The organism is Cloacibacterium sp. TD35 (assembly GCF_028864635.1).
Lineage (GTDB): Bacteria > Bacteroidota > Bacteroidia > Flavobacteriales > Weeksellaceae > Cloacibacterium.
Genome location: NZ_CP104850.1, coordinates 1,899,211 through 1,924,035, shown reverse-complemented (window position 1 = coordinate 1,924,035; position 24,825 = coordinate 1,899,211). Strand labels below are relative to the sequence as shown.

The window sequence follows — 24,825 nt, the reverse complement described above, 5'->3', positions numbered from 1 at the left end:
TTATAGTACTAATAATGGTGCAATAGTTCCGTGACAATACAGTTCAATTTATCAAAAGCACGCAAATTTTCACATCATCACATCATCACATCATCACATCATCACATCATCACTACTTTCCGATACAGAACTTAGAAAAAATATTCCCCAATACTTCATCGTTGGTAAATTCACCTGAGATTTCGCCCAGATGTTCCAAAGCATTTCTAAGCTCGTAGGCTAATAATTCAGTAGAAATTTGATGAATAATGGCTTCTTTTACTTTATAAACCGCGTCAATAGATTTTTGAAGAGATTCGTAGTGTCTTTGGTTGGTAATTACCACGTTGCTTTCAGATTTTAGGTGTTCTACATAGGTAGAAAGTTCATCTTTTAAATCCTGAAGATGAATATTTTCCTTAGCCGAAATTTGTAACAACTCATGTACAGGAATTTCAGATTGAAGGATTTGGGCAATGTTTTGCGATTTTTCTTCAGCCTGTTCTACTTCATCAATTTTAGTAAGACAAATAATGATTTTCAAATCTTCTCTTGCTAATTCCTGTAGCATCGCAAGGTCGTCTTTTAAATCGGTAGTCGCAACATCAATCAGATACACCAAAACATCAGCTTGAGCCACTTTTTCTTTGGCTTTTACCACGCCTATCGCTTCTATAGCATCTTCTGTTTCACGCAAACCTGCGGTATCAATCAATCTAAAGGCATTTCCTTTGATGTGCAACACTTCTTCTATCGTATCACGCGTAGTTCCAGCAATATCCGAAACGATGGCTCTTTCTTCTTTTAAAAGAGCATTCAGTAAAGTAGATTTTCCAGCATTTGGCTTTCCGATAATGGCTACTGCTACTCCACTTTTAATGGCATTTCCGTATTGGAAACTGTCAATCAAAGATTTTAGTTTGCTTTCTATTTTTTGGAGCAGTTGTACCAATGCAGTTCTATCTGCAAATTCCACATCTTCTTCCGCAAAATCTAATTCTAATTCAATCAAAGAAACAAAATTGAGCAAGTCATTTCTCAAAACAGAAATCTCCTGAGAAATTCCACCTTTCAGTTGCTGAAGGGCCACTTTTCTGGAAGCTTCATTCTCCGAAGCAATAAGGTCTGCAATAGATTCGGCTTGACTGAGGTCTATTCTACCGTTCATAAATGCACGCATGGTAAACTCCCCTGCTTTTGCCATTCTGGCTCCATTTTTAATCAAGACTTCTAAAATTCTTTTGCCAATATGCGGTGAACCATGGAAAGAAATTTCCACAGAATTTTCGGTAGTGAAAGATTTGGGAGCCAGAAAGATAGAAACCATTACTTCATCGATGACTTCATCTCCATCTTTAATGAAACCATAATGTACCGTATGAGATTTCTGTTGGGTAAGTGCTTTTCCATCAAAGCATTTTTCACAGATTTCTATGGCTTGTTCTCCAGAAACTCTAATAATTCCTATCGCTCCAATTCCATTGGCAGTCGCGAGTGCACAAATAGTGTCTTGATTCATGCCACAAAGGTAGTAAAACTTAAAATGCTTTCAAAAAAAGCCTAAAAAGCTTCTGTTGATGTATAAAAATGACGGATTAAATCTTAATATAAATTTTCTTCTGATGCTACATGAAATGCTTTTAATGCTTAACATTGAAAAAGCAAATGACTATGGAGCGTGTTCTAGATAATCCCTTTTAATGTTTTGTTGTTTCAGAATTTCTGGTAAGAACGGTTGAATCTCATGGTTGATTTGATCCTCGGTATAATCATTGGCATGAGGAGATTTGATGAGCTGTAACCAAGGTTTTTTATTGAATACCGGCGGTCCAAAAATAATCACAGGTGTACCTTTAGCCAAAGCTACAGTCCCTTTTTTGTTCAGAATCCATTCGTCTGCCCAATTGTACATAAAGTAGGCATCTTCTTCCAACAAACGAACACAAGAGTGTGAAGCATGATGCCCCGGCAAATCATACTGATGCCAACCGATGCCTAAATAATTATACAAATTGAAATTCCATCTCAATTTCCAATCAGAATTCACGGTACTGATGGCGATTTCCTTTTTCCAATTGGTAAAGGTGAGCCCCATTTTGGTAGGCGTTGCTTTTTTGCCCATACTGGTAGGTCCCCACTTGATGAGATTCCCGTTTTCATACAAGGCATAGGCATGAATACTATAACTGAACATCGCCAATTTCTGAATGTTTCTAGCCGCAGAAACGTTTTTAGGAAACGGACTGTACACTGTAAAATCTTTCTCCAAAACGTCTGGAACCACTAAGGTATCGGCTCTCCATTTGTTTTTATAATCCAAACGATTGATGGCTAAAATAGCATGCAGTTCTTCTTGAGAATACTTTTTCTCTAAAGTGTTAAAGTCTTTATTTTTATTTTTAACCACAAAAGCATGATACTTTATTTCTTTTTTCACCACCGTATCTTTTTGGACGGTATCTGCTTTCTGTTGCTGCTGAGTGGTATCATAATGCACCTCCTCTGCTCCAGCGCTTTTATTGCACTGAACCAACAAGAACACACCGATAAGATAGATAAAGCTTCTAAAACAGTTCATGCTATTATGATTAAAGATCAGTATAATTTTTATTTTTTTGATACCCTAAATTTACGAAAGAAATAGCAGATTTTCAAGGATTTGTAGGAAAGATTTATTATTACTACTCCCGATGCCTGAGCACAGACTGAAGGTCTGCGAACGAAGTTCACGAAGGCAGAAGTGCATTTTTTTCATCTGGTGATTTCGGCTCCGCTCAATCACCGTGTTGCTTTCGGTGCCTGAGCATTCTAAGATAAAAACAAGAGTTTAGTTAAAAAGTTTTACAAAATTTTGTTTTCTTTTAGATACGGCAAAAATTCTTAGCACAATTTTACTTGCTACAGCGTTTATTACAGATAATTTGTGTTTTCCCTCAGAAGTTTTTCTTAAGTAATAATTTTTCAGTTGAGGGTCATGCTGTATAGCTGAGCAAGCAGCTTTAAAAAGGATGCTTTTAAGGGATTTGTCACAGAGCGAACTTGTTTTAGTTTTCCCTCTAATACTGCTTCCAGATTGATATTTAAAAGGGGCTAAACCGCAGTGACAACTGAACTTTCTTGGGTTGTTGAATTTGGTAAAATTATCCGTTTCAAGAATGCATTTTATAGCAGTAATCTCTCCTACACCAATAACAGAAGTTATTTTCTGAAAGTTGTTTTTCAATTCATCGTTTTGTATAATAATTTCTCTCATTTGTTTTTCCGTAGACAATATAGATTTTTCTATTTGAAGAATGATTCGCTCCATTTCTTGAGTGTGAGACTTTAGAGAGATTATTTTTGCTTCTATTTCTAAGCTTTTTAAACCGTTTTTCATTTGTACATGGACTTTAACCAAACGTTCTCTAGAACTCATTAATATTTTGAGTTTTCTAAGTTCTTTTGCTGGTAATATGTATGGTTTTAGTTTATGTTTATTAGCTAAAGCATAACTTGCGATTCTCCAAGCATCTACTGCATCAGTTTTTCCTCTGCTAATTCCAGTAGCATGTTTCATTTCTAAAGGATTGATTAAGGAATAACAAAGTTGACGAATAGAGAACTCATAACATAGTAAACTTCCATAATGCCCAGTGTGTTCCATGGCAATCCAGATAGAATACTCTTTTAATTGGTCAAGTTTTTGACAAAATTTTTCAATTCCATCTTTGGAATTTGGGGCAACTTGTTTATTGATGATTATTTGGTTTTGCTCATCAATAGCACAATAATCAAATACCTCTTTGGAAATATCAATTCCAATAAATAGATTTTTCATAAATTTACAATTGAAAGGTCATTCTGATTTCCAGCAAGGTTCTAACTAACGCTATTACTAAGTCTAGAAACTTAAAATTCTAAATGGTTCAAGAACCTAAAAGGCGCTAAGGTCTAATGCTCAGTATAAGTCTTATTTATTAGTCGAACTAGTTCACCATAGCGCCTCTGGTATCAGTATAACTTAAATTAATATTTAAAGTTACTTTTTCTTTTGCAAATCTAATAGCCTGTCGAAATCACCAATTCTTCTATTACACGTTGCCTGAGCACAGACTGAAGGTCTGCGAACGAAGTTCACGAAGGCACATTCTCACTTCTCATCCCGTTGCCTGAGCCTGTAGAAGGCAGAGCTAGAAAAAATTGACTTTTTCTTTTCGTTTTAATGTTACAGTTTTTGTTTTATAGCCCCCCTAACTTCGTGCAAAAATCTACAAACCTCTTTATTCATAATAGTTTTAAGGAAATGTAGAAAAGGTGTCCTTTTACGAATAAAGACATAAAAAGATATTTGAAACGAAAATAAACATGAGAAAAAATGCGTCACAGAATTTTATTTCTACATCCTGAAATTTGAATAATAATAAAGCAAAATGAATATTTACAAAAACCTAAAACCGAAAATTAATTCTTTTCTAAAAGGCTGTAACTGTCATAAAGAAAAAAATCTAAACATAATACCGATTCTGTCAATAATAACACCACGAAAAAATAGACTTTTTCTTTTCGTTTTAATGTTACAGTTTTTAGAGAAACCCTTCTATACCTTAGCTCAATAATTTTTTAATCCTAAAAATACCAGTACAATGAAAAAATACAGAAACAAAGATCCCGTAAGAAATCTAGTCAATCTAAAATTAATTTTTAACAATTTAAATATTAAAATCTATGTATACAGAATTAAACATTTTTCAAACTCACAACAAATATTCATCAAAATTAAAAAAACAAATTATGAAAAAGAAAATTCTCTTCATCAGTCCGAAACATTTAGAAGTGTTCCATAATGTTTCACCGCGTACAGCAAGAAAATACTTGCTAGAACTTAAGTTGGAATATAATATTCCTCCGAAAAGACCATTACCTGTAATTAAGTTTTGTCAGTATCATCAGATTACTTTAGAAGAGTTTGAAAAATCTATTGATTTTATTGCTCCCAATAAACCTCTGAAATAAGAGTACAATACTTGCAAAACAATGGCAAGATAAAGGCAGGATAATTGCTTATCCTGCCTTTCTTTTTTGTGTAAACAAAGATATAAGAAAAAGAATATCATTAAAAAAACTCGAGTTCTAGTCTCGAGTTTTTTGTTATTGAAATGAGTTTTAGTCTTTGTTATGATTTACCCAGATGAGTTTTGAAACATCGAAACCGTCTTTTTTAGCTTTTTCGATGAATCTTTTTTTGGTGGCTTCGTCTATGGTCTTCGTTCTTGATAGAATCCACATGTATTCTGTAGAATTCCCGTAAATAAGGGCATTTTGATAATTTTCGTCAATGTCTACTACGTTATATCCGCCGTAAAATGGCCCAAAGAAAGAAACTTTGAGTCTCGCTTCAGATTCAGAGCCTACAAATTTAGCTTTTCCTTCAGCAGAATCCCATTCTTTTTTTACATAGTTGTAGCCTTGGTTCAGTACTTTGATGCTACCATCTGGATTGATGGAATATTGCGCTGTAGTATTGTCTAGATTTCTTTCGAAACGGAAATCAAATCTGGCGATTTCATACCATTTGCCTAGATATTTGTCTTTGTTAAAGTTTTGTACCGCCGTTACTCCTTTTGGAATTCCTACACATGAAGTAAAAATGGTGGCTACTACTGCCATGATGGCAAATCCTTTTATGATTTTCATTGTCTTTATTTTTCTACAAATTTCGGTTAAATTAGTGAAGCAAAATTATAGAATTGTGGGAAATGTTTTTATTTTATTTTTCTATCAGACTTATTTTCTTGTAGTTCCATAAAATGTAACCGAAGTGTTTTGGTGGGTGAAGGTTTATATTGTATTTTTGTAGGATATGAATAAGAACTGTTTCTCATCTTCATCAACAAATTAAAATCTAAAATTTAAAAGTATATGTCATTCGCAATTTCGCAAGTTCCTACTCCTAAAAACGAACCTGTAAGAAGCTATGCTCATGGTTCTGCAGAGATTAAATCCCTGATTGCTACTTACCAAAAAATGTGGTCAGAAGAAGTAGAAATCCCAATGGTTATTGACGGAAAAGAAGTGAAAACTGGTGAAAAGGTATCACTACACTCTCCTCAAGATCATCAACACACTTTAGGATATTACCACAAAGGAAATAAACAACATGTAGACGATGCCATCAATTCTTGTCTGAAAGCAAGAGCAGAATGGGCTAATTTACCATGGGAGCAAAGAGCTTCTATTTTCTTAAAAGCTGCTGATTTATTGGCTGGTCCTTACAGAGATAAAATCAACGCTGCTACGATGATTGGTCAAAGTAAAAATGCAATGCAGGCAGAAATAGATTCAGCTTGTGAAGCGATAGATTTCTTACGTTTTAACGTACAATTTATGACGGAATTGTATTCTGAACAACCCGTTTCTGATGCAGGAATCTGGAACAGAGCAGAATATAGACCATTAGAAGGTTTTACGTATGCCATTACGCCGTTTAACTTTACCGCAATTTCTCTTAACTTGCCTACTTCTATGGCGATGATGGGAAATGTAGTGGTTTGGAAACCATCTGCTACACAGATTTATTCAGCTAAAGTCATTATGGATGTATTGATAGAAGCAGGTTTACCAGCAGGTGTTATCAACATGGTTTTCTCTGGTGGTGCAGAAACTTCTAAACAAATCCTAGAACACCCAGATTTCTCTGGAATCCATTTTACAGGTTCTACAGAAGTTTTCCAATCGTTATGGAGACAAATCGGCGAAAATATTCATAAATATAAAACTTACCCTAGAATTGTAGGTGAAACTGGAGGTAAAGATTTCGTAGTAGCCCATCCTTCTGCTGTTCCTAGTCAAGTTGCTACTGCTTTGGTAAGAGGTGCTTTCGAATATCAAGGTCAAAAATGTTCTGCTGCTTCTAGAGCTTACGTTCCGCAATCACTTTGGGGAGAAGTAAAAAGAATAATGGGAGAACAATTGGCAGAAATTAAAATGGGAACTCCAGAAGATCCTTCTAATTTCGTAAATGCTGTAATTGATAAAGCTTCATTTGAAAAATGCAAAGGCTACATCGAAAGAGCTCAAAATGCCAATGATGCAGAAGTAATCTTCGGTGGTGGTTGTGATGACAGCAAAGGTTGGTTTGTACAGCCTACCGTTATTCAAGCCAAAAATCCTCACTACGAGAGTATGGAAGAAGAAATCTTTGGCCCTATTCTTACGATTTATGTATATGAAGATCAAGATTGGAAAGCTACCCTAAAATTAGTAGATGAAACTTCACCTTATGCCTTAACAGGTGCTGTATTTGCACAAGACAGATATGCAATTAACGAGGCTACTAAAGCCCTAGAAAATGCAGCAGGAAATTTCTATATTAATGATAAACCGACTGGTGCTGTAGTAGGTCAACAACCTTTTGGTGGTGCTAGAGCTTCTGGAACTAATGACAAAGCAGGTTCTAAAATGAATCTTCTTCGTTGGGTTTCTGCAAGAAGTATCAAAGAAAATTTCTTATCTCCTACCGATTATAAGTATCCATTCTTAGGGTAAGATCATTTGAAATTAATAAATAAGAAACGCCTCTCAAAATACTTTGAGAGGCGTTTCTTTTTAATCATTTGTGTTTTCTCCTTTTTCTGAGTACAAAGTTAAAATAATTCTGCATTGTAAAAAAAATAAATGCACTTTATTTATAAAAACTACCATTATTTGGATAAAAATAACAAAAACGCTTCACTTGTAAAGTAAAGCGTTTTCACATCATTCATCTATTAGAATTTGAAATCTACTCCTATTTGAGCCATAGATGTAGTCATTTCATAAGCTACAGTACTTCCTGGGATTGCGCCATAAGGATTATCTGGTGAAGCCATCATAGGATTAAGCAATGAACCAGATGTTTTGCCATCGCTAGCTCCGTAATGGTAATTTGCATTGATGGTTACTTTGTCATTCAGTTTATACCCTATTCCTATTTCGTAAGCATCTCTAATAATAGCAGAAGCAGGAACAGAGAACATCGTCAATTCTGGGTTAATAGGATTAGAACTGTAAGTGTATCCTAGTCTAATTGGCATTTTTTCGATGGCTTTGATTTGTACACCCGCAGAAATCACATCAATACTTTCCCAGCCAAAACCTTTAACAGAGCCATCATAATTCCAGCCGTTTGCCAAGAAACCACTGGTGTTTGCATAATCTACATATCTGTAATCCAAAGCCAAGTCTAATAAAGCATTAGAGTAACCCGCACCCACTGAATAAATTGCAGGGAAATTCATGGTAAATTTATTTTCTCCTTTAGAATTATCCAGATAAGTATTTTCAAATTTAAATTCATTAAAGTAAACAGGTGATTTATAAGAAAGGCCTAGTTTAAAACCATTGTTGGTTTTGTAATACATCCCCACTTGTGCTCCGAAACCTATTGCAGAAGCATTGTTAGAGTTAGGATACCCCGCCGTCATACTTGGCGTAGCCAATGGATTAGGGTGAATTTTGAGAGCAGAATAATTCACATTAGGCTGTATCGCCATAGAGAAATTTTCATTGAATTTATAGGCATAAGCAAAGCCTACTTGCATCAACATATAATTAGATTCTACCTTTCCAAAACCGCCATATTGCTGAGACATAAGGATAGGATTAGTAGTGCTTTCTGGATATTCTACTCCAAAACCACTCACACCGAAAACAGATATACCAAATTTATGATGAGGATTTTTACCAAAAGTTACTGCTACAGCAGGCATGATAGAATTAGCTTTTTGGTCTTCGGTTACGCCAGACATTGGTCCATAAGAAGAAGACAATTCTGGATTAGACATAAACAAACCAGCATTTACAGAGACCATATTTCCATTAAAATCTGTAATACCAGCGGGATTCCACTGTAGCGCACCACTGATATCTATAGGCTGTCCTGTAGCTGCACCACCCATACTCATATTTACAGAACCTATTCCTTGCATGAGATGACCCACTTGAGCCATCATAACTCCTGAAAATAAAATACCAAGAGTAATCGATATACGTTTCATAAAGTTGTTTTTAGTATCATAAAATTACAACGAGCTATCCTATTGATTTTAAATCACTTGCTGTCATTTGTCATGTTTCATGAAAACTACCACTTGCTGTATAAATTTTACCATTATGTATTTCAATGAGCATAAAAAACCTTTCGCTAATGCGAAAGGTACATTTTTTCATAGGTTTTTCTCAAATCATAATGATTATGGAACAAATATAGAAAATATTTGTGAATATCAAAACTAATTCACGATTAAGTTGAAAATTCTTTATTTACCGCCTTTATAGAAAATACTAAAGGTACTTTTTTCTCAAATATCTGGATTCTATATTTCCCTTTCTCTACTTCTATGGTATGTTTAAAACATGCATACGGACCAATCATACTCTAGAAAGTGTTTAATTTCTAAATTCTGATTAATTACACTTTGAAGTACTTCTGAAAGTGCATGATTCCACATGACGTATTCTTGGGAAATATTAGCTTCTCTATCTGCATAGGTTCCTTCGTAGGTTTCTACAATAGGTTCTGTAGATTGGTAATCATATGCTATTTTGGTAAAATCATCATCAAACATCCAAACTACAGGGTGAAACTCTACCATGATGAATTCGCCATTGGGCTTAAGAAAGTGCTGAATCACTTTTGCCCATTTTTCTAAATCTGGCAACCAACCTATTACACCATAACTGGTGAAAACCATATCAAATTTATCATCTAAAACATTTGGTAAATCATACACATTAGATTCAATAAAATTGACTTCTACTCCACATTTTTCGGCAAGTTTTCTAGCTTCCTGGATGGCTTTATCAGATAAATCTACTGCAGTAACTTCTGCTCCCATTCTCGCCAAAGAAATAGAATCTTGACCAAAATGACATTGTAAATGCAGAATTTTCTTTCCTTGAATATCTCCTAGAAGTTCTAATTCTGGCTCATTAAGAGATGTTCTTCCTGCAATAAATTCTTCTACGAAATAGAAATCAGATTTTAAGTGATAATCTACTTTGGCGTTCCAAGAATTTTTATTGATATTGATATAATCCATTGTTTTTAATTTATTCAAAGATAAATTAAATGTAGAAATCCTGTAATGTTTTAATTATATTTTGTAACTTTAATCATTGATAATCAAGTAATTTTGATTTTGAAACAACTATTTATACACATCACTAAATACCAAAATTATGAAAACAAAAACTAAACTATTAACCCTTTTAGGCATTAGTAGTCTTGGAGCACTTGCTTTTTGGAGATATAAAAAAGCAACTCCTGAAGAAAAACAAAAAGTAAATGACCTATTGCATAACGCCAAAGATAACCTTACCAAATATGGTAATGAGCTAAAATCTAAAGCTGAAGATTTAAAAGACAAAGCAGAGGACTTAAAGGACAAGGCTGAAGAAAAAATAAGCGATTTGAAAGATAAAGCAGAAGCTAAAGTAGATGAAGTAAAAGAGATGATCGAAGAAAAAATAGAAAACATACAAAAAGCATAAACAAAAAAGCCATCGTAAAGATGGCTTTTTTTATGATAAAAATTCTTCTGTTTTCATTGTTTTCTGTTCACCAGAAGTCAGATTCTTTATGGTAATATTACCTTCTGCAATTTCTTGTTCGCCAAGGAAAATGAGATTTTCTATGCCTTTCTTTTCGGCGTAGGTAAATTGCTTTTTCAGTTTAGCACTTTCAGGATAGATTTCTGCGGCTATTCCTTTTTCACGAAGTTTGGCTAAAACCTTCATGGCTTCTGCAGCTTCTTTTTCTCCGTAATTGGCAAAAAGATATTCTATTTTTCTTTCAGAGTTTTGTGGGAAAAGATTCAGTTCTTCTATCACCAGATAAATTCTATCTAACCCGAAAGAAATCCCAATCCCCGGAATATTTTTTACCCCGAAAACTTCGGTAAGGTTGTTATATCTACCACCGCCACCAATGGAACCCATTTCTACACCTTGTGCTTTCACCTCGAAAATAGCACCTGTGTAATAATCTAAACCACGCGCCAGAGTGATGTTGAACACCAACTCATCTTCTATGCCTAGATTCTTACAATTATCTAAAACAAATTCTAGTTCTTCTACTCCACTTTTCCCGATTTCTACATTGGCGAAATTGGTTTTAAGAATTTCTAAAACTTCGCTTTGAGGTTTATTTTCGAAAAGGAAAGATAGTTTTTCTATCGCCTCATCAGCTATATTTTTTTCTTGAAGTTCTTTTACTACGCCTTCTTTACCGATTTTGTCTAATTTATCAAGCGCCACGGTAAAATCAATCAACTGCTCAGAAATATTGGTAAATTCAGCTAATCCAGAAAGGATTTTACGGTTGTTGATATGGATTTTTACAGGAATTTGTAATTCTTTGAAAGATTTCAAATACAGCTGAACCAATTCTACTTCTTGCCAAAGGCTTTCGCTTCCTACCACATCTGCATCGCACTGATAAAACTCTCTGAAACGTCCTTTTTGAGGTCTGTCTGCTCTCCAAACAGGTTGAATCTGATAACGTTTAAAAGGAAAAGTAAGCGTTCCTTGATTCATGGCAACAAAACGTGCAAAAGGAACGGTTAAATCATATCTTAAAGCTTTCTCTGAAATCTGAGCGATTAGTTTTTGAGAATTTTTAGCATTCCAATCTTCCTCTTTTGTTTTGGCAGCGTAATCTCCAGAATTTAGAATTTTAAAGATCAATCGGTCTCCTTCTTCTCCGTATTTACCTGTCAAAGTTGATAAATTTTCAAAACTTGGCGTTTCCAAAGGTTGGAATCCAAACAATTCAAAATTCTTCTGTAAAGTATTGATAATGTATTTTCTGCGATAAACTTCCTGCGCTGTAAAATCTCTGGTTCCTTTCGCTAAACTTGGCTTCATTTGATAATTCGATAATTTGAAAATGTGATAATGATGTAAAAATCTTTGCAAAAGTAGTGAAATTAAAGAAATTAAGCTAATGATGTAATTTCTACATTTCTTTTAGCATCCAAAGATTACAACCATCATGGCCTGTATTTCCCAGAGGTTGATTCAAGTAATGAAAACCTTGTTTTTCATAAATAGAAACAGCGGTAGAAAATTCTGGAATGCTTTCTAAATATATCTGCGAATATCCTAATTCCTGAGCGGTTTCTATGGTTTTTTCTAACAGTAATCTGCCAATTCCTTTTCCTCTTCCCTCATTAGAAATATAGAATTTTACGAGTTCTGTACAACCTTCTGGTAGATTTTCGGTGGGGAAAACTCCGCAACAGCCTACGATTTTATCATCTGCTTCTGCTACCCAAAGTTGAGATTTAGGTGTTTGAAAAAGCGAATATAAATCATCTGTCGTAGGGTCTGTATAAACGGTTCCTGCGGTACATTTTACTTCGAAATCATGGAAACAACTTCTGATAATTTTAGCTAAAATAGCGTTGTCTGATGATTGAATAGGTCTGATATTGATTTTCATATTTCAAAAATAGTGAAAATTATTTCTATTGTTTTAAATATATAAAAACATAATAAAAATTTAAACCAATGTTCTTTTTCTTGATAAAAAGAACCAAAAATAAAGACTTCACTTTCTTCGGCTAAAATTAAATTCAAAATTCTAAAATCCCTGAAACTCACTCATCATTCTAATGGGTTCAAACAGCAGGAATTTTTTAACGAATTTTAAATTTAATTTTTATACGCCTTCGAAAATCAGGTCAAATGGAAAATCTTCGATTTTAAAAAAAGCCTTGCTAAAAAATGACAAGGCTATAATTTCATTTGTGAGTTCTCCTTTATTTTGTTCCTAGAAGCAAAAGTTCTTCTACTCTAATTTCGGTGATGTAGCGTTTTTGTCCGTCTTTGTCATCATACGTTCTGTAGATAAGTTTTCCTTCGATGGCAATTTCTTTTCCTTTTTGCACGTATTTCTCCATAATATCTGCGAGTTTTCCGCTGGCTACGAGATTATGCCACTGCGTTTCTTCTACTTTTTCTCCTTGAGCGTTGGTATAAAAATCATTGGTTGCCAAAGTTACTTTAGCGATTTTTCCTTTTTCGAAATTTACGATTTCTACTTCTTTTCCGGTGTGACCAATAAGCGTCACTTTGTTTCTTAAAGACATAATAATAGATTTTAAATTAAACGTTAGAATCGAGTCGTTCTGTATTTTCCTCGAATCTCTGTGGCAAAGTTGTGACGTAAGTGAGATATTATTCGGTATTTAGTCATTTATATCCGTTTGTAGTCGTTTGCATGATTTTTTATAATTGAAAATCAATTGCTTATAAGGATTTTAAATTTTTGTGATTATTGTGTATATTTGAGTGTTATCAGCAATTATGACAAAGCCAACGCTAGTATTACCAAAAACAATAAGATTCCCAAAAGAAAATGAAGTTCCTATGAATTCATCTATATTGGAAAGATTAAGAGAAAGCAAAAATGCGAATATTGTTCCAGGTTATGTTTTTAAGCCTAAAGATGACAATCCTGACAATATTGATTTACCATTTGAATTTTATGCTGAAATAAATATTGATAATCCGCAGCTTTGGAATTTAATAATTACTTTGTCTGAAGAAACTCTTCCTGAAAATTGTGCTTTAATTTTTGGGTATATAGATTCTGAAATCAATTACGGATTTTATGAAAATAAATTTAAAATTTTAAAATATTTAGAAAAATACAAAACGGAGTTAATTCATGACACTTTGTTAATTTGGGGATTAATTTATCAGGATAATGAGAATTTAACAGAAATATATGTAGACGAAAGTAAATATCTTAAATATTGGGGGAATAATGAAGATAAGTTCAGAAGTATAATGAATCGATTTAATTTAAATGAGATTGAGAATCTTGAATTTATTGACGAATATCCAAAAGTCCGAGAAAATATAAATCTTCATTTCGAAAATATTATAGAAACTAGAGAATTAATTGAAACTTTAAGAAAGACCTATATAATATAACTTAAGACAATATAAGCTTTTAAAAATTTGACTTAAAAACAAACTTAGAAACAATCTAACTCTATATCAAATATAAAAAAACAAAAATCCTTATCCGTTTACAAACGGATTTTTTTATCTTTACTTTAAAACACAGATTATGCAAAACTGTCTAGAATGTGGCGAAAAAATCATGGGCAGAATAGATAAGAAATTCTGCAGTGATGCTTGTAGAAACGCCTATAACAATAAACAAAACAAAGACCAAACCAACCTTATGCGCAATATTAACAATAAACTGCGCAAAAATTTTAGGATTCTATCAGAACAGAATTTTGTAGAAAATAAAGCCAAAACCACTAGAAACAAACTTTCGGTAGCGGGTTTTGATTTCGAATATTTCACCAATATTAAAAACTATAAAAACGGCGCACAATATTTTTTTGTGTACGATTTTGGGTATAAATTCTTAGAAGATGATTTTATTCTGATTGTAAGAAAAGATGAAAATTAAAAAAGAACAGAAATTTCTGCTCTTTTTGTTTTATTCTTCGCTAATGAGTCTGATTTTGTCTTCCAGAATTTCTATGACTTGGTCTTTATATAAACCGCCAATTGCCTTTTTGAAATTCTTTTTGCTCATTTGGAGTTCTTGCTTTATTTCTTCGGGTTCTGATTTGTCTGAGAGATAAAGAATTCCGTAATTTTCTTCTAATTTCTGAATAATTTTTTGTTGAAACTCATCATGATTGTTTTCATAGCCTTGTTTTTGAAGTGTAACATCTATTTTACCGTCTTCTCTGATGGTTTTGATGTAGCCTGTTTCTTCAGACAGCGGATATAATTTTTTAAATACATCCGAAGTATAAATTAAGCCTAAATATTTTTTATTTACCACTACATTGAATCCAATTTCTGATTCTCCTGCAATAATAAGATTTACTTCTTCTCCTTTTTTGAAAGGAACATTTTCGTAAGACTGATTTCTCTTAAACTTAGTTGTACCCGTAATTCTGTCAGAAACATCATCAACATAAACGTACACTAAATAACGTTTTCCTTCGAGGATTTTACCTTTTTGTTGCTTGTATGGAATAAACAAATCTTTGATAATTCCCCAATCCATAAAAGCGCCACTTGGCAAAGATTGCACACAAGTCATCACTGCAAACTCTCCTACTTCGCAAAGCGGAATTTCTGTAGTAGCTTTCAACGCAGAATCATCTTGATACACGAAAACTGATATTTCATCACCTATTTCTACATTTTCGTCTGTAAAAATTTTAGGTAAAAAAGCTCTTTCACCGGTTTGAGATTCTAAGAAAAGTCCAGAGGTATTTTTTTCTGCGATTTTTAAAGTTTGAGTTTTTCCTAACTGCATTTTTATAATTGATAATTGGTAAGTTTTGCAAAGGTAAGGTTTTATTTCACAGCATCAAGTAAAGCTTGTATATCAAATTTTACCATTTTCTGAAATGCTTCAACTGCTTTTGGTGCTTTTTCGGTGTCATTCATCAATTCCATCAAAACTTTAGGATAGACTTGCCAACACATTCCGAATTGGTCTGAAAGCCAACCGCAAACATTTTCTTTACCACCGTTTTTTAGCAGATTTTCCCAGTAGTAATCTATTTCTTCTTGTGTTTCGCATTCTATACAAAAAGAAACGGCTTCATCAAATTTGAAATTTGGCCCGCCATTTAATCCCATGAATTCTCTTCCGTTCAGTTCAAATTTTACGACCATTCCATTATCCGAAAGGACTTTAGAATTAGGGAAAATTTGGCAATAAAAATCTGCAGCTTCTCTGGCTTTTCCATCGTACCAAAGACATGGAAATATAGGTTTTGTAATCATTTTCGAAATATTTAGTTGGTTAGAATTATAAAATTAACCTTTTTTTCAAGACGAAACACAAAAAAAGAGAAGCCGAAACTTCTCTTTAATCTTTATATATTTAATTTTAAATTTTACAATCAAAAATTACATGTGAATCGCACGTTTTCCTGTAGCGTCTAATGCAGCTTCTTTAATCGCTTCTGCATAAGTAGGATGCGCATGAGACATTCTAGAAATATCTTCTGCACTCGCACGGAATTCCATAGCAGTTACGGCTTCTGCAATTAAATCTGCAGCTCTTGCACCGATCATGTGAACACCTAAAACTTCGTCTGTTTTTTCTTCAGCCAAAATTTTAATTAATCCGTCAATATCTCCAGAAGCACGGCTTCTTCCAAGTGCTCTCATTGGAAAAGAACCTACTTTATAAGCTGCTCCTTCTTCTTTTAATTGCTCTTCTGTTTTACCAACTCCTGCTACTTCTGGCCAAGTGTAAACTACACCTGGAATTAAGTTATAATTGATATGAGGTTTTTGACCTGCTAAAGTTTCAGCTACGAAAACGCCTTCTTCTTCAGCTTTGTGAGCCAACATAGCTCCTTTTACTACGTCTCCAATTGCATAAATATTTGCAACATTGGTTTGTAAGTGATCGTTTACTTTTACTCTTCCTCTTTCGTCTAATTCAACTCCTGCTTTTTCTAGACCAAGACCTTCAGTGAATGGTTTTCTACCTACAGAAACCAAAACGTAATCTCCTTCTACGGTTACTTCTTCTCCTTTTTTGTCTTTAGCAGTTATTTTTACAGAATCTCCATTTCTTTCTACAGATTGAACTCCAGTCGAAAGCATGAATTTCATGCCTTGTTTTTTAAGAACTTTTTGTAATTCTTTAGACAAAGCACCATCCATTGTAGGGATAATTTTGTCCATATATTCTACAACGGTTACCTGAGAACCTAATCTCAAATAAACAGAACCTAATTCTAGACCAATTACACCACCACCGATTACTACCAAATGTTTTGGAATTTCTTTTAAATTCAACGCTTCAGTAGAAGTGATAATTCTTTCTTTATCTAGGGTAATGAAAGGCAAAGTAGATGGTTTAGAACCTGTAGCAACAATTGCATATTTGGTTTCTAAAACTTCAGAAGAACCATCAATTTTCGTTACTTTTACTTGAGTAGCAGATTCGAAACTACCCAAACCTTCAAAAACAGTTACTTTATTCTTGTCCATCAGGAAATTAATTCCTTTGGTAGTTTGGTCTACTACTTCGTTTTTACGAGCCACCATTCTTGCCAAGTCAGCTTGAGGTTCGTTGATAATAATTCCGTGATTTGCAAAATTATGCTTTGCATTTTCGAAATGTTCTGAGCTGTCTAAAAGCGCTTTTGACGGAATACAACCTACATTTAAGCAAGTTCCACCTAGACTAGAATATTTCTCGATAAGAGCAGTTTTGAAACCTAATTGTGCGCATCTTAATGCAGCTACGTAACCACCAGGTCCAGAACCAATTACAGTAACATCAAATTGTGACATTTTATATTATTTTTTATTAAATTTTAATTTTCGCTAAATTACAAAAAATATTTCCCACAGAAAGCACAGAATCTATAGATTTTAAATAATAATCAATGACTTAAAAACTATCGTTTAAATCTCTTCAAAAACTTCAAAATATTTCTCTAAAATAATCTCTTTTGAAAATCTAGATTGTATTGAATTTTTAATCGCTAATGAATCGTGATTTTGTTCTAGAATTTCTACAATTTTAGTAGCAAATACTTCTTGATTTTCTATATCAGAAATTTCTCCGTTGACTTTTGGTTGAATAATTTCATTAATTCCGCCTTTGCAATTGTTGGCTAAAGCATACGTTCCGCAAGCTCCTGCTTCTAATAAGACATTTGGGAAACCTTCATATCTGGAGCTCAAAACAAATAAATCTGAAAACTTAAGGAACGGATAAGGATTTTTTTGTATTCCATGAAAAATTACGTTTTCCAGACCTAAATCTTGTTTCATTTGAAGAAGCAATTCCTTGTCTCTTCCGTCTCCTAAAATATGCAATAAAATGTTTTTATCTTTCAGATTATTGAATACTTTTAATAAGTTATCAAAACCCTTTCTTGAAGATAAATTTCCAATGGCGACAATATTTTTGAATCCTTCTCGATAGCTTTCAGGTTTCGTAGAATTTTCTAATTTTTCTTCTATGAAACTAAAATCTACGGGATTGTTGATTTTGATGAGTTTATCTTTTTTAATATTAAAATTCTCCACCAAATCATTCATCATATCATCACTTTGGCAAATGATTTTATTGTAATTATTGTAAAATTTATAGAAAAATCGGATTTCTTTTCTGGTAACATGTTGAGAAACAACATTGGTTTCTCTTGCAATAAACTTAGTTTTCGGGAAAAGCTTAATGAATAATGATAAATAAGCATTCACTTCGCCAAAACCACTGAAAACTATGTCTGGCTTTCTTTTTCTGATTTGCTGTAAAATCGGTTTTAGAGCATGACGAATTCTTGGCGTTTTAATGTCAATAATTTCTACATCATTTTGTAAAAAATCTAAATACAAACCTTCTTTTCTCAACAATAAAATGCTTGGAGAGAATTTTTCTCTTGGCAAATGATTGACAATAGTTGTTACAATGCGTTCTGCACCACCTGCATTAAGATCTGGAAGGATAAAAAGGATAGACTTTTTCATTCATTTTCAAAAAAATCATTCTGAATAAAAGAAGCGGAAATCTAAAAGATTCTTCATTACGCTTCGCTTCATTCAGAATGACATGTAAGAGTTATATTTTTTTAATTTGCTACGTCTGAAATAAACTTGATTCTAAGCATTCTTACTTCTTCATCAGTTAAATCATCGCCAAATTCTGCCAAAAGAACTTTCATAGAGTCACTTTCGGATTCTTTCATAAAATCCATAAAATCATCTACAATATCTTCGTCAAAATTTTCTTCTATGTAATAATCTATATTGAGTTTAGTTCCTTGATAAACAATAGATTCCATTTCAGAAAGCAAATCATCCATGCTCAGATGTTTCGCCTTGGCAATGTCTTCTAAATCTATTTTTTTGTCGGTATTTTGAATGATAAAAACCTTGTGAGAAGACTTATTGGCGACTGTTTTTAGCACCATGTCTTGAGTTCTCTCAATGTTGTTATCTTCTACATATTTCGCGATGAATTCTGCAAATTCTTTTCCGTATTTTTTAGCTTTTCCTTCACCTACTCCGTAAACTTTGGCAATTTCGTCTACTGTAATAGGATATTGCACGGTCATGTCTTCTAAACTTGGATCCATGAAAACCGTGTAAGGTGGAATGCCATGTTTTTTTGCTACTTTTTTTCTCAATTCTTTTAACTGAGCGAAAAGATTTTGGTCAAGACCACCTCCAGCTTGTACCTGTACTTGTTCTGCATCTGCAATTGCTGCCAAATCATATTCTCTATCTTCGGCAATCAAAAATTCTGGAGTTTCTTTTCCAGAAAGGAATTTTTTTGCTTTGTCAGAAAGTTTCAGAACGCCGTAAGTTTCTATATCTTTGGTAAGATAACCTTGTACAGTAGCTTGTCTGATGATGGATTTCCAATAATTATCATTTTCTGCTTTACCAATTCCGAAATGTTTAGAGTTCTCTAATTTGTAAGCTTTGGTAGTTGCAGATTCCTTACCTGAAATAATCGAAATAAGATCTTTGGTTCTGAATTTTTCTTCTAAATCTTTTACGATTTCTAAAACTTTTTTCAAATCTTTAGAAGCGTCTTTCAATTTTGGTGGATTTACAGAATTGTCATCCATTTTAGCACCATCACCATGAATTGGGTCAAATTCTTCTCCGAAATAATACAGTAAATATTGTCTTCTGCTCATAGAAGTTTCGGCGTAACCTACAACTTCATTCAACAGTTGAAGACCTATTTCACGTTCAGAAACTGGTTTTTGAGCTAAGAATTTTTCTAATTTTTCAATGTCTTTTGGGTCATAAAAAGCAAGACAATGACCTTCTCCACCATCTCTACCAGCTCTACCAGTTTCTTGGTAATAACTTTCGAGAGATTTCGGTATATCATAATGAATCACAAATCTTACATCTGGCTTGTCTATTCCCATTCCGAAAGCTATGGTAGCCACAATTACATCTGCTTCTTCCATCAAGAATTTATCTTGATTTGCTACTCTAGTTTTTTGGTCAAGACCAGCGTGATAAGGCAGTGCATTAATCCCATTAACTTGAAGTAATTGGGCAAATTCTTCTACTTTTCTTCGGCTTAAACAATAGACAATCCCTGATTTACCTTTGTGTAGATTGATAAATTTTACAATTTCTCTATCTACGTTTACTTTAGGGCGAATTTCGTAGTAAAGATTGGGTCTATTAAAGCTGTCTTTAAAAACCTTTGCATTGTTCATACCCAAAGTTTTTTGAATATCATCTTGAACTTTAGGGGTTGCAGTAGCAGTAAGAGCAATAACTGGAACTTTTGCAATTTTATCAATAATTAATTTGAGATTTCTATATTCTGGACGGAAATCATGCCCCCATTCCGAAATACAGTGGGCTTCGTCTATCGCTACGAAAGAAATTTTTATTTCTTTCAAAAAATTAAGATATTCTTCTTTTACTAAACTTTCTGGAGCTACATAGAGCAACTTGGTTTTCCCGCTTTTGATATCATCAAAAACTTGTTTTGTTTGGGTTTTATTGAGAGAAGAATTCAGGACATGACCTACTCCTTCTTCGGCAGAGATACCATTAATGGCATCTACTTGGTTTTTCATTAAAGCAATCAGAGGAGAAACTACTATGGCAGTTCCTTCTGAAAGAAGTGCAGGAAGTTGGTAACACAACGATTTACCACCGCCAGTTGGCATCAATACGAAAACATCATTACCACTCAATAATGTGGAAATAATTTCTTCTTGTCTTCCCTTAAAAGTAGAAAATCCGAAATATTTTTTTAGTGCACTTGTTAAATCTTCATGTTTAGTCTTCATCTGTTCAAGTAAGTTTTACTAAATTTGCATCCTACCAAAGATAAAACTTTTTAATGAGATTTGAAAATTTTTAAAAATTTAAAAAAAACTATGTTTTATCCTTTAAGAAACTTATAAATCTAAGAAATTGTATTTTGGAAAAAATAGACATTATTAGCCTTGCCAAAAACGCTATTGCAGTAGAAGTTACTGAGTTAGAATCGCTTAAAAGTAGAATTAATGAACAATTCGAAAAAGCGGTAAACATAGTCAATAACTCTCATGGAAAACTGATTGTAGTAGGTATTGGTAAATCTGCACACGTAGGAAACAAAATAGTAGCTACGCTAAATTCCACAGGAACACCCTCGCAGTTTTTACATGCTGCGGAAGCGATTCACGGAGATTTAGGGGTGATACAAAAAAATGATGTAGTGCTTTGTATCTCAAATTCTGGAAATTCGCCAGAAGTTGTTTATTTACTGCCATTTTTGAAAGATTATTCCGCTGCTTTAATCGGGATGACAGGAAATCTAAAATCTAAATTGGCAGAAGCTTCTGATGTGGTCTTAGATTCTTCGGTAAAAGTGGAAGCTTGCCCAAATAAATTAGCGCCCACAAGTTCTACTACGGTTCAAATGGCAATTGGAGATGCATTGGCGGTTTGTTTAATGGAACTCAATAATTTCAAAGACCAAGATTTTGCCAAGTTTCACCCTGGTGGAAGTTTAGGAAAAAACTTAACGGCAAGAGTAGAACAATTCGTTTCTGAACAGAGACCTTTAGTTGAAGTAAATTCTAGTATAAAAGATGTAATTTTCTCTATTTCAAGTTCTAAGCATGGAATAACAGTGGTAACAGACCAAGAAAAAATAGTAGGTGTAATTACCGATGGAGATTTAAGAAGAATGCTTCTGAAAACAGAAAATCTTACTGGAATTTTAGCAAAAGATTTAATGTCTGCAAATCCGAAAACAGTTGACAAAAATGCGCTTGCAAAAGAAGCTATGACAGTTTTGAAACAAAATAATATAGGCCAACTGATTGTAACAGATAATGGAAATTATTTCGGAATTATAGATTTGCACAGATTGCTGGATGAAGGGATAAATTAGAAGAGACAAGAATCAAGAGCCAAGATTCAAGAAAAAAGATAAAACATTTCAAACAAAAAATAATTAAACTATAAGTTTAAATAATAAAAAATTAAACCCGAAAATTCGGAACTAGAATATATGGCAGAAGAGAAAGAAATGTCCTTTTTAGGACACATAGGTGAACTAAGATCGCATCTTATTCGTTGTATTATCGCAATAATTATTGGAGCTTTAATTGTAGGTTTCAATATTAACTGGATTATGGATCATGTGTTTTTTGCACCTACCAAAAATGATTTTATTACTTTTAGAGTTATCAATCATTATTCTCAAGAGTTTTTTGGCCACGAAAGTTTCGTTTTGCCAGATACGTTTCAAGTTCAACAGAAAAAATTATTGCAACAGTTTGATGTAATGATGTCTGTTTCTATATTTGGAGGAATGGTTCTTGCGCTTCCTTATATTATTTGGGAATTGTGGAGATTTATTAGTCCAGCACTTCATCCTAGAGAAAGAAAAAATTCTTCATTTGTGATTAATTTCATTTGGATTCTTTTTATTATTGGTGCATTAGTAGGATATTTTCTTATCCTTCCATTGGCAATTAATTTCGGATTATTGTTTACCATTTCAGATTCTATTACACAATTATTTGACTTATCAGACTACACTACTCTATTCTTGCAAGTGGTTTTAGGAATGGGATTGGTTTTCTTATTTCCAGTAGTCGTTTATTTTTTAACAACGATAGGAATTTTAACGCCTGTATTTTTGAAAACTTACAGAAGACATGCGATTGTAGTTATTATGGTAGTTGCCGCCATTGTAACACCGGCAGATGTTTTCAGTATGTTGGCCGCAGCATTTCCGCTTTTGGTTTTGTATGAATTTAGTGTTTTAATGAGCATTTATGTTTACAAAAAAATTCAAAAAGCAGAACAAAAAGAATTAGCCAAAAGAAACTCATAACCATTAAAATTAACAAATGAAATTTCTCAATAAACAGTTTACGCAAGAAACCTTAAAACTTGCGCTCCCAGTAATGCTTACACAAGTAGGGCAAGTTTCTGTGAACTTGTTTGATAACATTATTGTAGGGAAACTTCTTGGTGCAAAAGCATTGGCTGCAGTTTCTCTTGGAAATGCTATGTTTTTCTCTATTTTCATCTTTGGATTAGGATTTTCACTTGCGATTCCGCCATTAGTTTCTGAAGCGCATTCGCAACATAATCACAACAGAATTAACAGTATTTTCCGACACGGGTTTGTGGTGAACATTATTTTAGCTTTTGTTTTAATGCTTTTGATATTTGGAATCATTCCTTTTCTTCCTTATTTGAATCAGCCAAAAGAAATTTTACCAGATATGATTACCTTTCTTTCCATCGTAACCTTGAGTATCATTCCATTTATGATCTTTCAAACGATGAGAGAAGTTTCAGAAGGGCTTTCTTTTACGATTGGGGTAACCAAAGCCACTATTTTCGCAAATATTATCAATGTTATTCTCAATTATGTTTTTATAGAACATTTTAAAATGGGAGTTGCAGGCTCAGCTTGGGCCACTTTTATTGCAAGAGTTGCTATGATGGTTTTCTTGTATTATGTATTGATAAAAGAAGAAAAAACGAGAAGATATATCAAAGATTTTTCATTAAAAATAAAGAATTTCAGCAAGGAAATGTTCGAAAAATTAATCAGATTGGGCTTTCCTACTGCATTGCAACTGTTTTTTGAGGTAACGGCTTTTGCTGGTGCTGCTTTTATCTGTGGATTGATTTCTGCAAAAGATATTGCTGCACATCAAATTGCGCTATCTATGGCGAGTTTCACTTTTAATCTTTGTGTAGGATTCAGTGTAGCTTCTACGGTAATGATTGGAAGAAAATTAGGCGAAAAAGATTTTGTAAACTTAGAAAAAGTAGGTTTTAACAATCTGAAAATCGCTTTTATCTTTATGCTGATGTGCGGATTGGTTTTTATTCTTGGAAAAGATGTTTTACCTACATTTTTCACCAAAAAAGAAGACATTGCTGTTGTAGAATTGGCGTCTCAATTGATGATTATAGCGGCATTATTTCAATTATCAGACGGTGTACAAGTAACCGCATTAGGTTGTCTCAGAGGAATACAAGATGTGAAAATCCCTTCTATTCTTACCTTTATTGCTTATTGGGTCATCACTATTCCATTAGGTTATTATCTGACGGTTTCTATGAAGATGGGTGCTTTCGGAATGTGGATTGCTCTAGGAATAGGACTTACCATTTCTGCAGTGCTTTTGGTGATAAGATTTAGAAATCTTTCGGAGAAAAGAATTAAAGCTCAATCTAACTAAAAATAAAAAAGTCTTGAAGAATTTTTCAAGACTTTTATTTTTTATAAAATTGTTAGAAAGTATATCTTAACCCAAAACTAAATCTACCTGGTTCGAAACCTTTTTCTATTTGCATGGTATTGTAAAAACCTGGGTCTTCTTGGTATAATCTAGGTCTCCAATCTGCAAAGAAACTTATAGGATAATCTACCAATTCAAATTCTGCTCCTGCAACTCCTACAATATTGAAGGCCTTCACTTTCTCAGGATGCCCACCCGTAATGTATGAAGGTCCAGCGCCTACATAAACAGCAAGACCATCCGTTTGTTCACTTACTGTATAAATAAACTGTGGAATAACTTGTAATGCTGTAAAGCCACCACCATAATTTCCAGAAAATTCTATCCCTACAAACTGAAATGGTTGATATTTTATAGAAACACCTACCAAAGACTCTCCTACACCTGTATCTACCTGTCCGCCAACTGCTACATCATACAACTGTGCTTTGATTTCCTGAGTTCCAAAGAAAATAAAGGATAAAAGACTTAAAGCTTTGATTATTCTTTTCATTTATTTATTATTTCGAATTCAAAAGTAGTAATATTTTTAAAAATTTAGCAATATTTTCTTTAAATA

Annotated in this window: 22 protein-coding genes and 1 pseudogene; 8 read left to right on the top strand and 15 right to left on the bottom strand. The window is 33.3% G+C overall.

The features are described from left to right. Positions 1-112: 112 nt before the first annotated feature. From mnmE to N7277_RS08835, 3 genes are all read right to left on the bottom strand, one after another. Positions 113-1,498: a tRNA uridine-5-carboxymethylaminomethyl(34) synthesis GTPase MnmE gene (gene mnmE / locus N7277_RS08845; RefSeq protein ID WP_274779203.1), complete on the bottom strand. Its 1,386-nt coding sequence runs from the start codon at positions 1,496-1,498 to the stop codon at positions 113-115. A 150-nt stretch (positions 1,499-1,648) separates the two neighbouring features. Next, the gene (locus N7277_RS08840) at positions 1,649-2,557 is read right to left on the bottom strand and encodes a L,D-transpeptidase (protein WP_274779202.1); all 909 of its coding nucleotides are present in this window, start codon (positions 2,555-2,557) and stop codon (positions 1,649-1,651) included. A gap of 249 nt (positions 2,558-2,806) precedes the next feature. Next, positions 2,807-3,796, bottom strand: a complete 990-nt coding sequence (locus tag N7277_RS08835; protein ID WP_274779201.1) for an IS110 family transposase — start codon at positions 3,794-3,796, stop codon at positions 2,807-2,809. A gap of 953 nt (positions 3,797-4,749) precedes the next feature. On the opposite strand from N7277_RS08835, the gene N7277_RS08830 reads away from it, so the two are divergent. Continuing rightward, on the top strand, positions 4,750-4,971 hold the full coding sequence (locus tag N7277_RS08830) for a hypothetical protein (protein WP_274779200.1): 222 nt from the start codon (positions 4,750-4,752) through the stop codon (positions 4,969-4,971). Positions 4,972-5,121: 150 nt separating this feature from the next. Here the strand turns inward: N7277_RS08830 and N7277_RS08825 are convergent, their stop codons facing one another. Next, the gene (locus N7277_RS08825; RefSeq protein ID WP_274779199.1) at positions 5,122-5,652 is read right to left on the bottom strand and encodes a lipocalin family protein; all 531 of its coding nucleotides are present in this window, start codon (positions 5,650-5,652) and stop codon (positions 5,122-5,124) included. Between the two features lie 225 nt (positions 5,653-5,877). Between N7277_RS08825 and pruA the strand changes: the two genes are divergently transcribed. Further along, the gene (pruA, locus tag N7277_RS08820; RefSeq protein WP_274779198.1) at positions 5,878-7,503 is read left to right on the top strand and encodes an L-glutamate gamma-semialdehyde dehydrogenase; all 1,626 of its coding nucleotides are present in this window, start codon (positions 5,878-5,880) and stop codon (positions 7,501-7,503) included. 221 nt (positions 7,504-7,724) lie between these two features. Here pruA and N7277_RS08815 read toward each other — a convergent pair whose 3' ends face one another. Next, complete coding sequence (locus N7277_RS08815; RefSeq protein WP_274779197.1) at positions 7,725-8,993, bottom strand: OmpP1/FadL family transporter; 1,269 nt, start codon at positions 8,991-8,993, stop codon at positions 7,725-7,727. Between the two features lie 245 nt (positions 8,994-9,238). Further along, positions 9,239-10,037: pseudogene (locus N7277_RS08810) on the bottom strand (class I SAM-dependent methyltransferase). A 139-nt stretch (positions 10,038-10,176) separates the two neighbouring features. Here N7277_RS08810 and N7277_RS08805 point away from each other — a divergent pair. Then, complete coding sequence (locus tag N7277_RS08805) at positions 10,177-10,488, top strand: YtxH domain-containing protein (RefSeq protein WP_274779196.1); 312 nt, start codon at positions 10,177-10,179, stop codon at positions 10,486-10,488. 30 nt (positions 10,489-10,518) lie between these two features. Here the strand turns inward: N7277_RS08805 and hisS are convergent, their stop codons facing one another. The 3 genes from hisS to N7277_RS08790 all read right to left on the bottom strand — a co-directional run bounded on the left by hisS (position 10,519) and on the right by N7277_RS08790 (position 13,088). Continuing rightward, on the bottom strand, positions 10,519-11,862 hold the full coding sequence (gene hisS / locus N7277_RS08800) for a histidine--tRNA ligase (protein ID WP_274779195.1): 1,344 nt from the start codon (positions 11,860-11,862) through the stop codon (positions 10,519-10,521). A gap of 91 nt (positions 11,863-11,953) precedes the next feature. Further along, on the bottom strand, positions 11,954-12,439 hold the full coding sequence (locus N7277_RS08795) for a GNAT family N-acetyltransferase (RefSeq protein WP_274779194.1): 486 nt from the start codon (positions 12,437-12,439) through the stop codon (positions 11,954-11,956). Between the two features lie 319 nt (positions 12,440-12,758). Next, positions 12,759-13,088 (bottom strand): single-stranded DNA-binding protein, encoded by a 330-nt coding sequence (locus N7277_RS08790; protein WP_274779193.1) that lies wholly within the window; start codon positions 13,086-13,088, stop codon positions 12,759-12,761. Between the two features lie 217 nt (positions 13,089-13,305). On the opposite strand from N7277_RS08790, the gene N7277_RS08785 reads away from it, so the two are divergent. Further along, the gene (locus N7277_RS08785) at positions 13,306-13,938 is read left to right on the top strand and encodes a hypothetical protein (RefSeq protein ID WP_274779192.1); all 633 of its coding nucleotides are present in this window, start codon (positions 13,306-13,308) and stop codon (positions 13,936-13,938) included. A 139-nt stretch (positions 13,939-14,077) separates the two neighbouring features. Then, positions 14,078-14,431, top strand: a complete 354-nt coding sequence (locus N7277_RS08780) for a DUF2116 family Zn-ribbon domain-containing protein (protein ID WP_274779191.1) — start codon at positions 14,078-14,080, stop codon at positions 14,429-14,431. Positions 14,432-14,461: 30 nt separating this feature from the next. Here N7277_RS08780 and N7277_RS08775 read toward each other — a convergent pair whose 3' ends face one another. The 5 genes from N7277_RS08775 to recQ form a co-directional block, all read right to left on the bottom strand. Beyond that, entirely contained in the window at positions 14,462-15,298 is an 837-nt protein-coding gene (locus tag N7277_RS08775; protein ID WP_274779190.1) for a CvfB family protein, read from the bottom strand. A 41-nt stretch (positions 15,299-15,339) separates the two neighbouring features. After that, positions 15,340-15,774: a VOC family protein gene (locus N7277_RS08770; RefSeq protein WP_274779189.1), complete on the bottom strand. Its 435-nt coding sequence runs from the start codon at positions 15,772-15,774 to the stop codon at positions 15,340-15,342. 126 nt (positions 15,775-15,900) lie between these two features. Beyond that, on the bottom strand, positions 15,901-17,304 hold the full coding sequence (gene lpdA / locus N7277_RS08765) for a dihydrolipoyl dehydrogenase (protein WP_274779188.1): 1,404 nt from the start codon (positions 17,302-17,304) through the stop codon (positions 15,901-15,903). A gap of 114 nt (positions 17,305-17,418) precedes the next feature. Beyond that, the gene (locus N7277_RS08760; RefSeq protein WP_274779187.1) at positions 17,419-18,489 is read right to left on the bottom strand and encodes a glycosyltransferase; all 1,071 of its coding nucleotides are present in this window, start codon (positions 18,487-18,489) and stop codon (positions 17,419-17,421) included. A gap of 101 nt (positions 18,490-18,590) precedes the next feature. After that, positions 18,591-20,792: a DNA helicase RecQ gene (gene recQ / locus N7277_RS08755; protein ID WP_274779186.1), complete on the bottom strand. Its 2,202-nt coding sequence runs from the start codon at positions 20,790-20,792 to the stop codon at positions 18,591-18,593. 134 nt (positions 20,793-20,926) lie between these two features. Between recQ and N7277_RS08750 the strand changes: the two genes are divergently transcribed. From N7277_RS08750 to N7277_RS08740, 3 genes are all read left to right on the top strand, one after another. Next, positions 20,927-21,886, top strand: a complete 960-nt coding sequence (locus tag N7277_RS08750; protein ID WP_274779185.1) for a KpsF/GutQ family sugar-phosphate isomerase — start codon at positions 20,927-20,929, stop codon at positions 21,884-21,886. A gap of 120 nt (positions 21,887-22,006) precedes the next feature. Then, on the top strand, positions 22,007-22,837 hold the full coding sequence (gene tatC / locus N7277_RS08745) for a twin-arginine translocase subunit TatC (RefSeq protein ID WP_274779184.1): 831 nt from the start codon (positions 22,007-22,009) through the stop codon (positions 22,835-22,837). 16 nt (positions 22,838-22,853) lie between these two features. After that, on the top strand, positions 22,854-24,206 hold the full coding sequence (locus N7277_RS08740) for an MATE family efflux transporter (protein ID WP_274779183.1): 1,353 nt from the start codon (positions 22,854-22,856) through the stop codon (positions 24,204-24,206). A 52-nt stretch (positions 24,207-24,258) separates the two neighbouring features. Here the strand turns inward: N7277_RS08740 and N7277_RS08735 are convergent, their stop codons facing one another. Then, a complete protein-coding gene (locus N7277_RS08735) occupies positions 24,259-24,759 on the bottom strand; it encodes a hypothetical protein (RefSeq protein WP_274779182.1) in 501 nt (166 codons plus the stop codon). Between the last annotated feature and the right edge of the window lie 66 nt (positions 24,760-24,825).

Coding starts and splice junctions, on each gene's coding strand:
- mnmE (WP_274779203.1), bottom strand. CDS start 1,498: ATGAATCAAGACACTATTTGTGCACTCGCGACTGCCAATGGAATTGGA.
- N7277_RS08840 (WP_274779202.1), bottom strand. CDS start 2,557: ATGAACTGTTTTAGAAGCTTTATCTATCTTATCGGTGTGTTCTTGTTG.
- N7277_RS08835 (WP_274779201.1), bottom strand. CDS start 3,796: ATGAAAAATCTATTTATTGGAATTGATATTTCCAAAGAGGTATTTGAT.
- N7277_RS08830 (WP_274779200.1), top strand. CDS start 4,750: ATGAAAAAGAAAATTCTCTTCATCAGTCCGAAACATTTAGAAGTGTTC.
- N7277_RS08825 (WP_274779199.1), bottom strand. CDS start 5,652: ATGAAAATCATAAAAGGATTTGCCATCATGGCAGTAGTAGCCACCATT.
- pruA (WP_274779198.1), top strand. CDS start 5,878: ATGTCATTCGCAATTTCGCAAGTTCCTACTCCTAAAAACGAACCTGTA.
- N7277_RS08815 (WP_274779197.1), bottom strand. CDS start 8,993: ATGAAACGTATATCGATTACTCTTGGTATTTTATTTTCAGGAGTTATG.
- N7277_RS08805 (WP_274779196.1), top strand. CDS start 10,177: ATGAAAACAAAAACTAAACTATTAACCCTTTTAGGCATTAGTAGTCTT.
- hisS (WP_274779195.1), bottom strand. CDS start 11,862: ATGAAGCCAAGTTTAGCGAAAGGAACCAGAGATTTTACAGCGCAGGAA.
- N7277_RS08795 (WP_274779194.1), bottom strand. CDS start 12,439: ATGAAAATCAATATCAGACCTATTCAATCATCAGACAACGCTATTTTA.
- N7277_RS08790 (WP_274779193.1), bottom strand. CDS start 13,088: ATGTCTTTAAGAAACAAAGTGACGCTTATTGGTCACACCGGAAAAGAA.
- N7277_RS08785 (WP_274779192.1), top strand. CDS start 13,306: ATGACAAAGCCAACGCTAGTATTACCAAAAACAATAAGATTCCCAAAA.
- N7277_RS08780 (WP_274779191.1), top strand. CDS start 14,078: ATGCAAAACTGTCTAGAATGTGGCGAAAAAATCATGGGCAGAATAGAT.
- N7277_RS08775 (WP_274779190.1), bottom strand. CDS start 15,298: ATGCAGTTAGGAAAAACTCAAACTTTAAAAATCGCAGAAAAAAATACC.
- N7277_RS08770 (WP_274779189.1), bottom strand. CDS start 15,774: ATGATTACAAAACCTATATTTCCATGTCTTTGGTACGATGGAAAAGCC.
- lpdA (WP_274779188.1), bottom strand. CDS start 17,304: ATGTCACAATTTGATGTTACTGTAATTGGTTCTGGACCTGGTGGTTAC.
- N7277_RS08760 (WP_274779187.1), bottom strand. CDS start 18,489: ATGAAAAAGTCTATCCTTTTTATCCTTCCAGATCTTAATGCAGGTGGT.
- recQ (WP_274779186.1), bottom strand. CDS start 20,792: ATGAAGACTAAACATGAAGATTTAACAAGTGCACTAAAAAAATATTTC.
- tatC (WP_274779184.1), top strand. CDS start 22,007: ATGGCAGAAGAGAAAGAAATGTCCTTTTTAGGACACATAGGTGAACTA.
- N7277_RS08740 (WP_274779183.1), top strand. CDS start 22,854: ATGAAATTTCTCAATAAACAGTTTACGCAAGAAACCTTAAAACTTGCG.
- N7277_RS08735 (WP_274779182.1), bottom strand. CDS start 24,759: ATGAAAAGAATAATCAAAGCTTTAAGTCTTTTATCCTTTATTTTCTTT.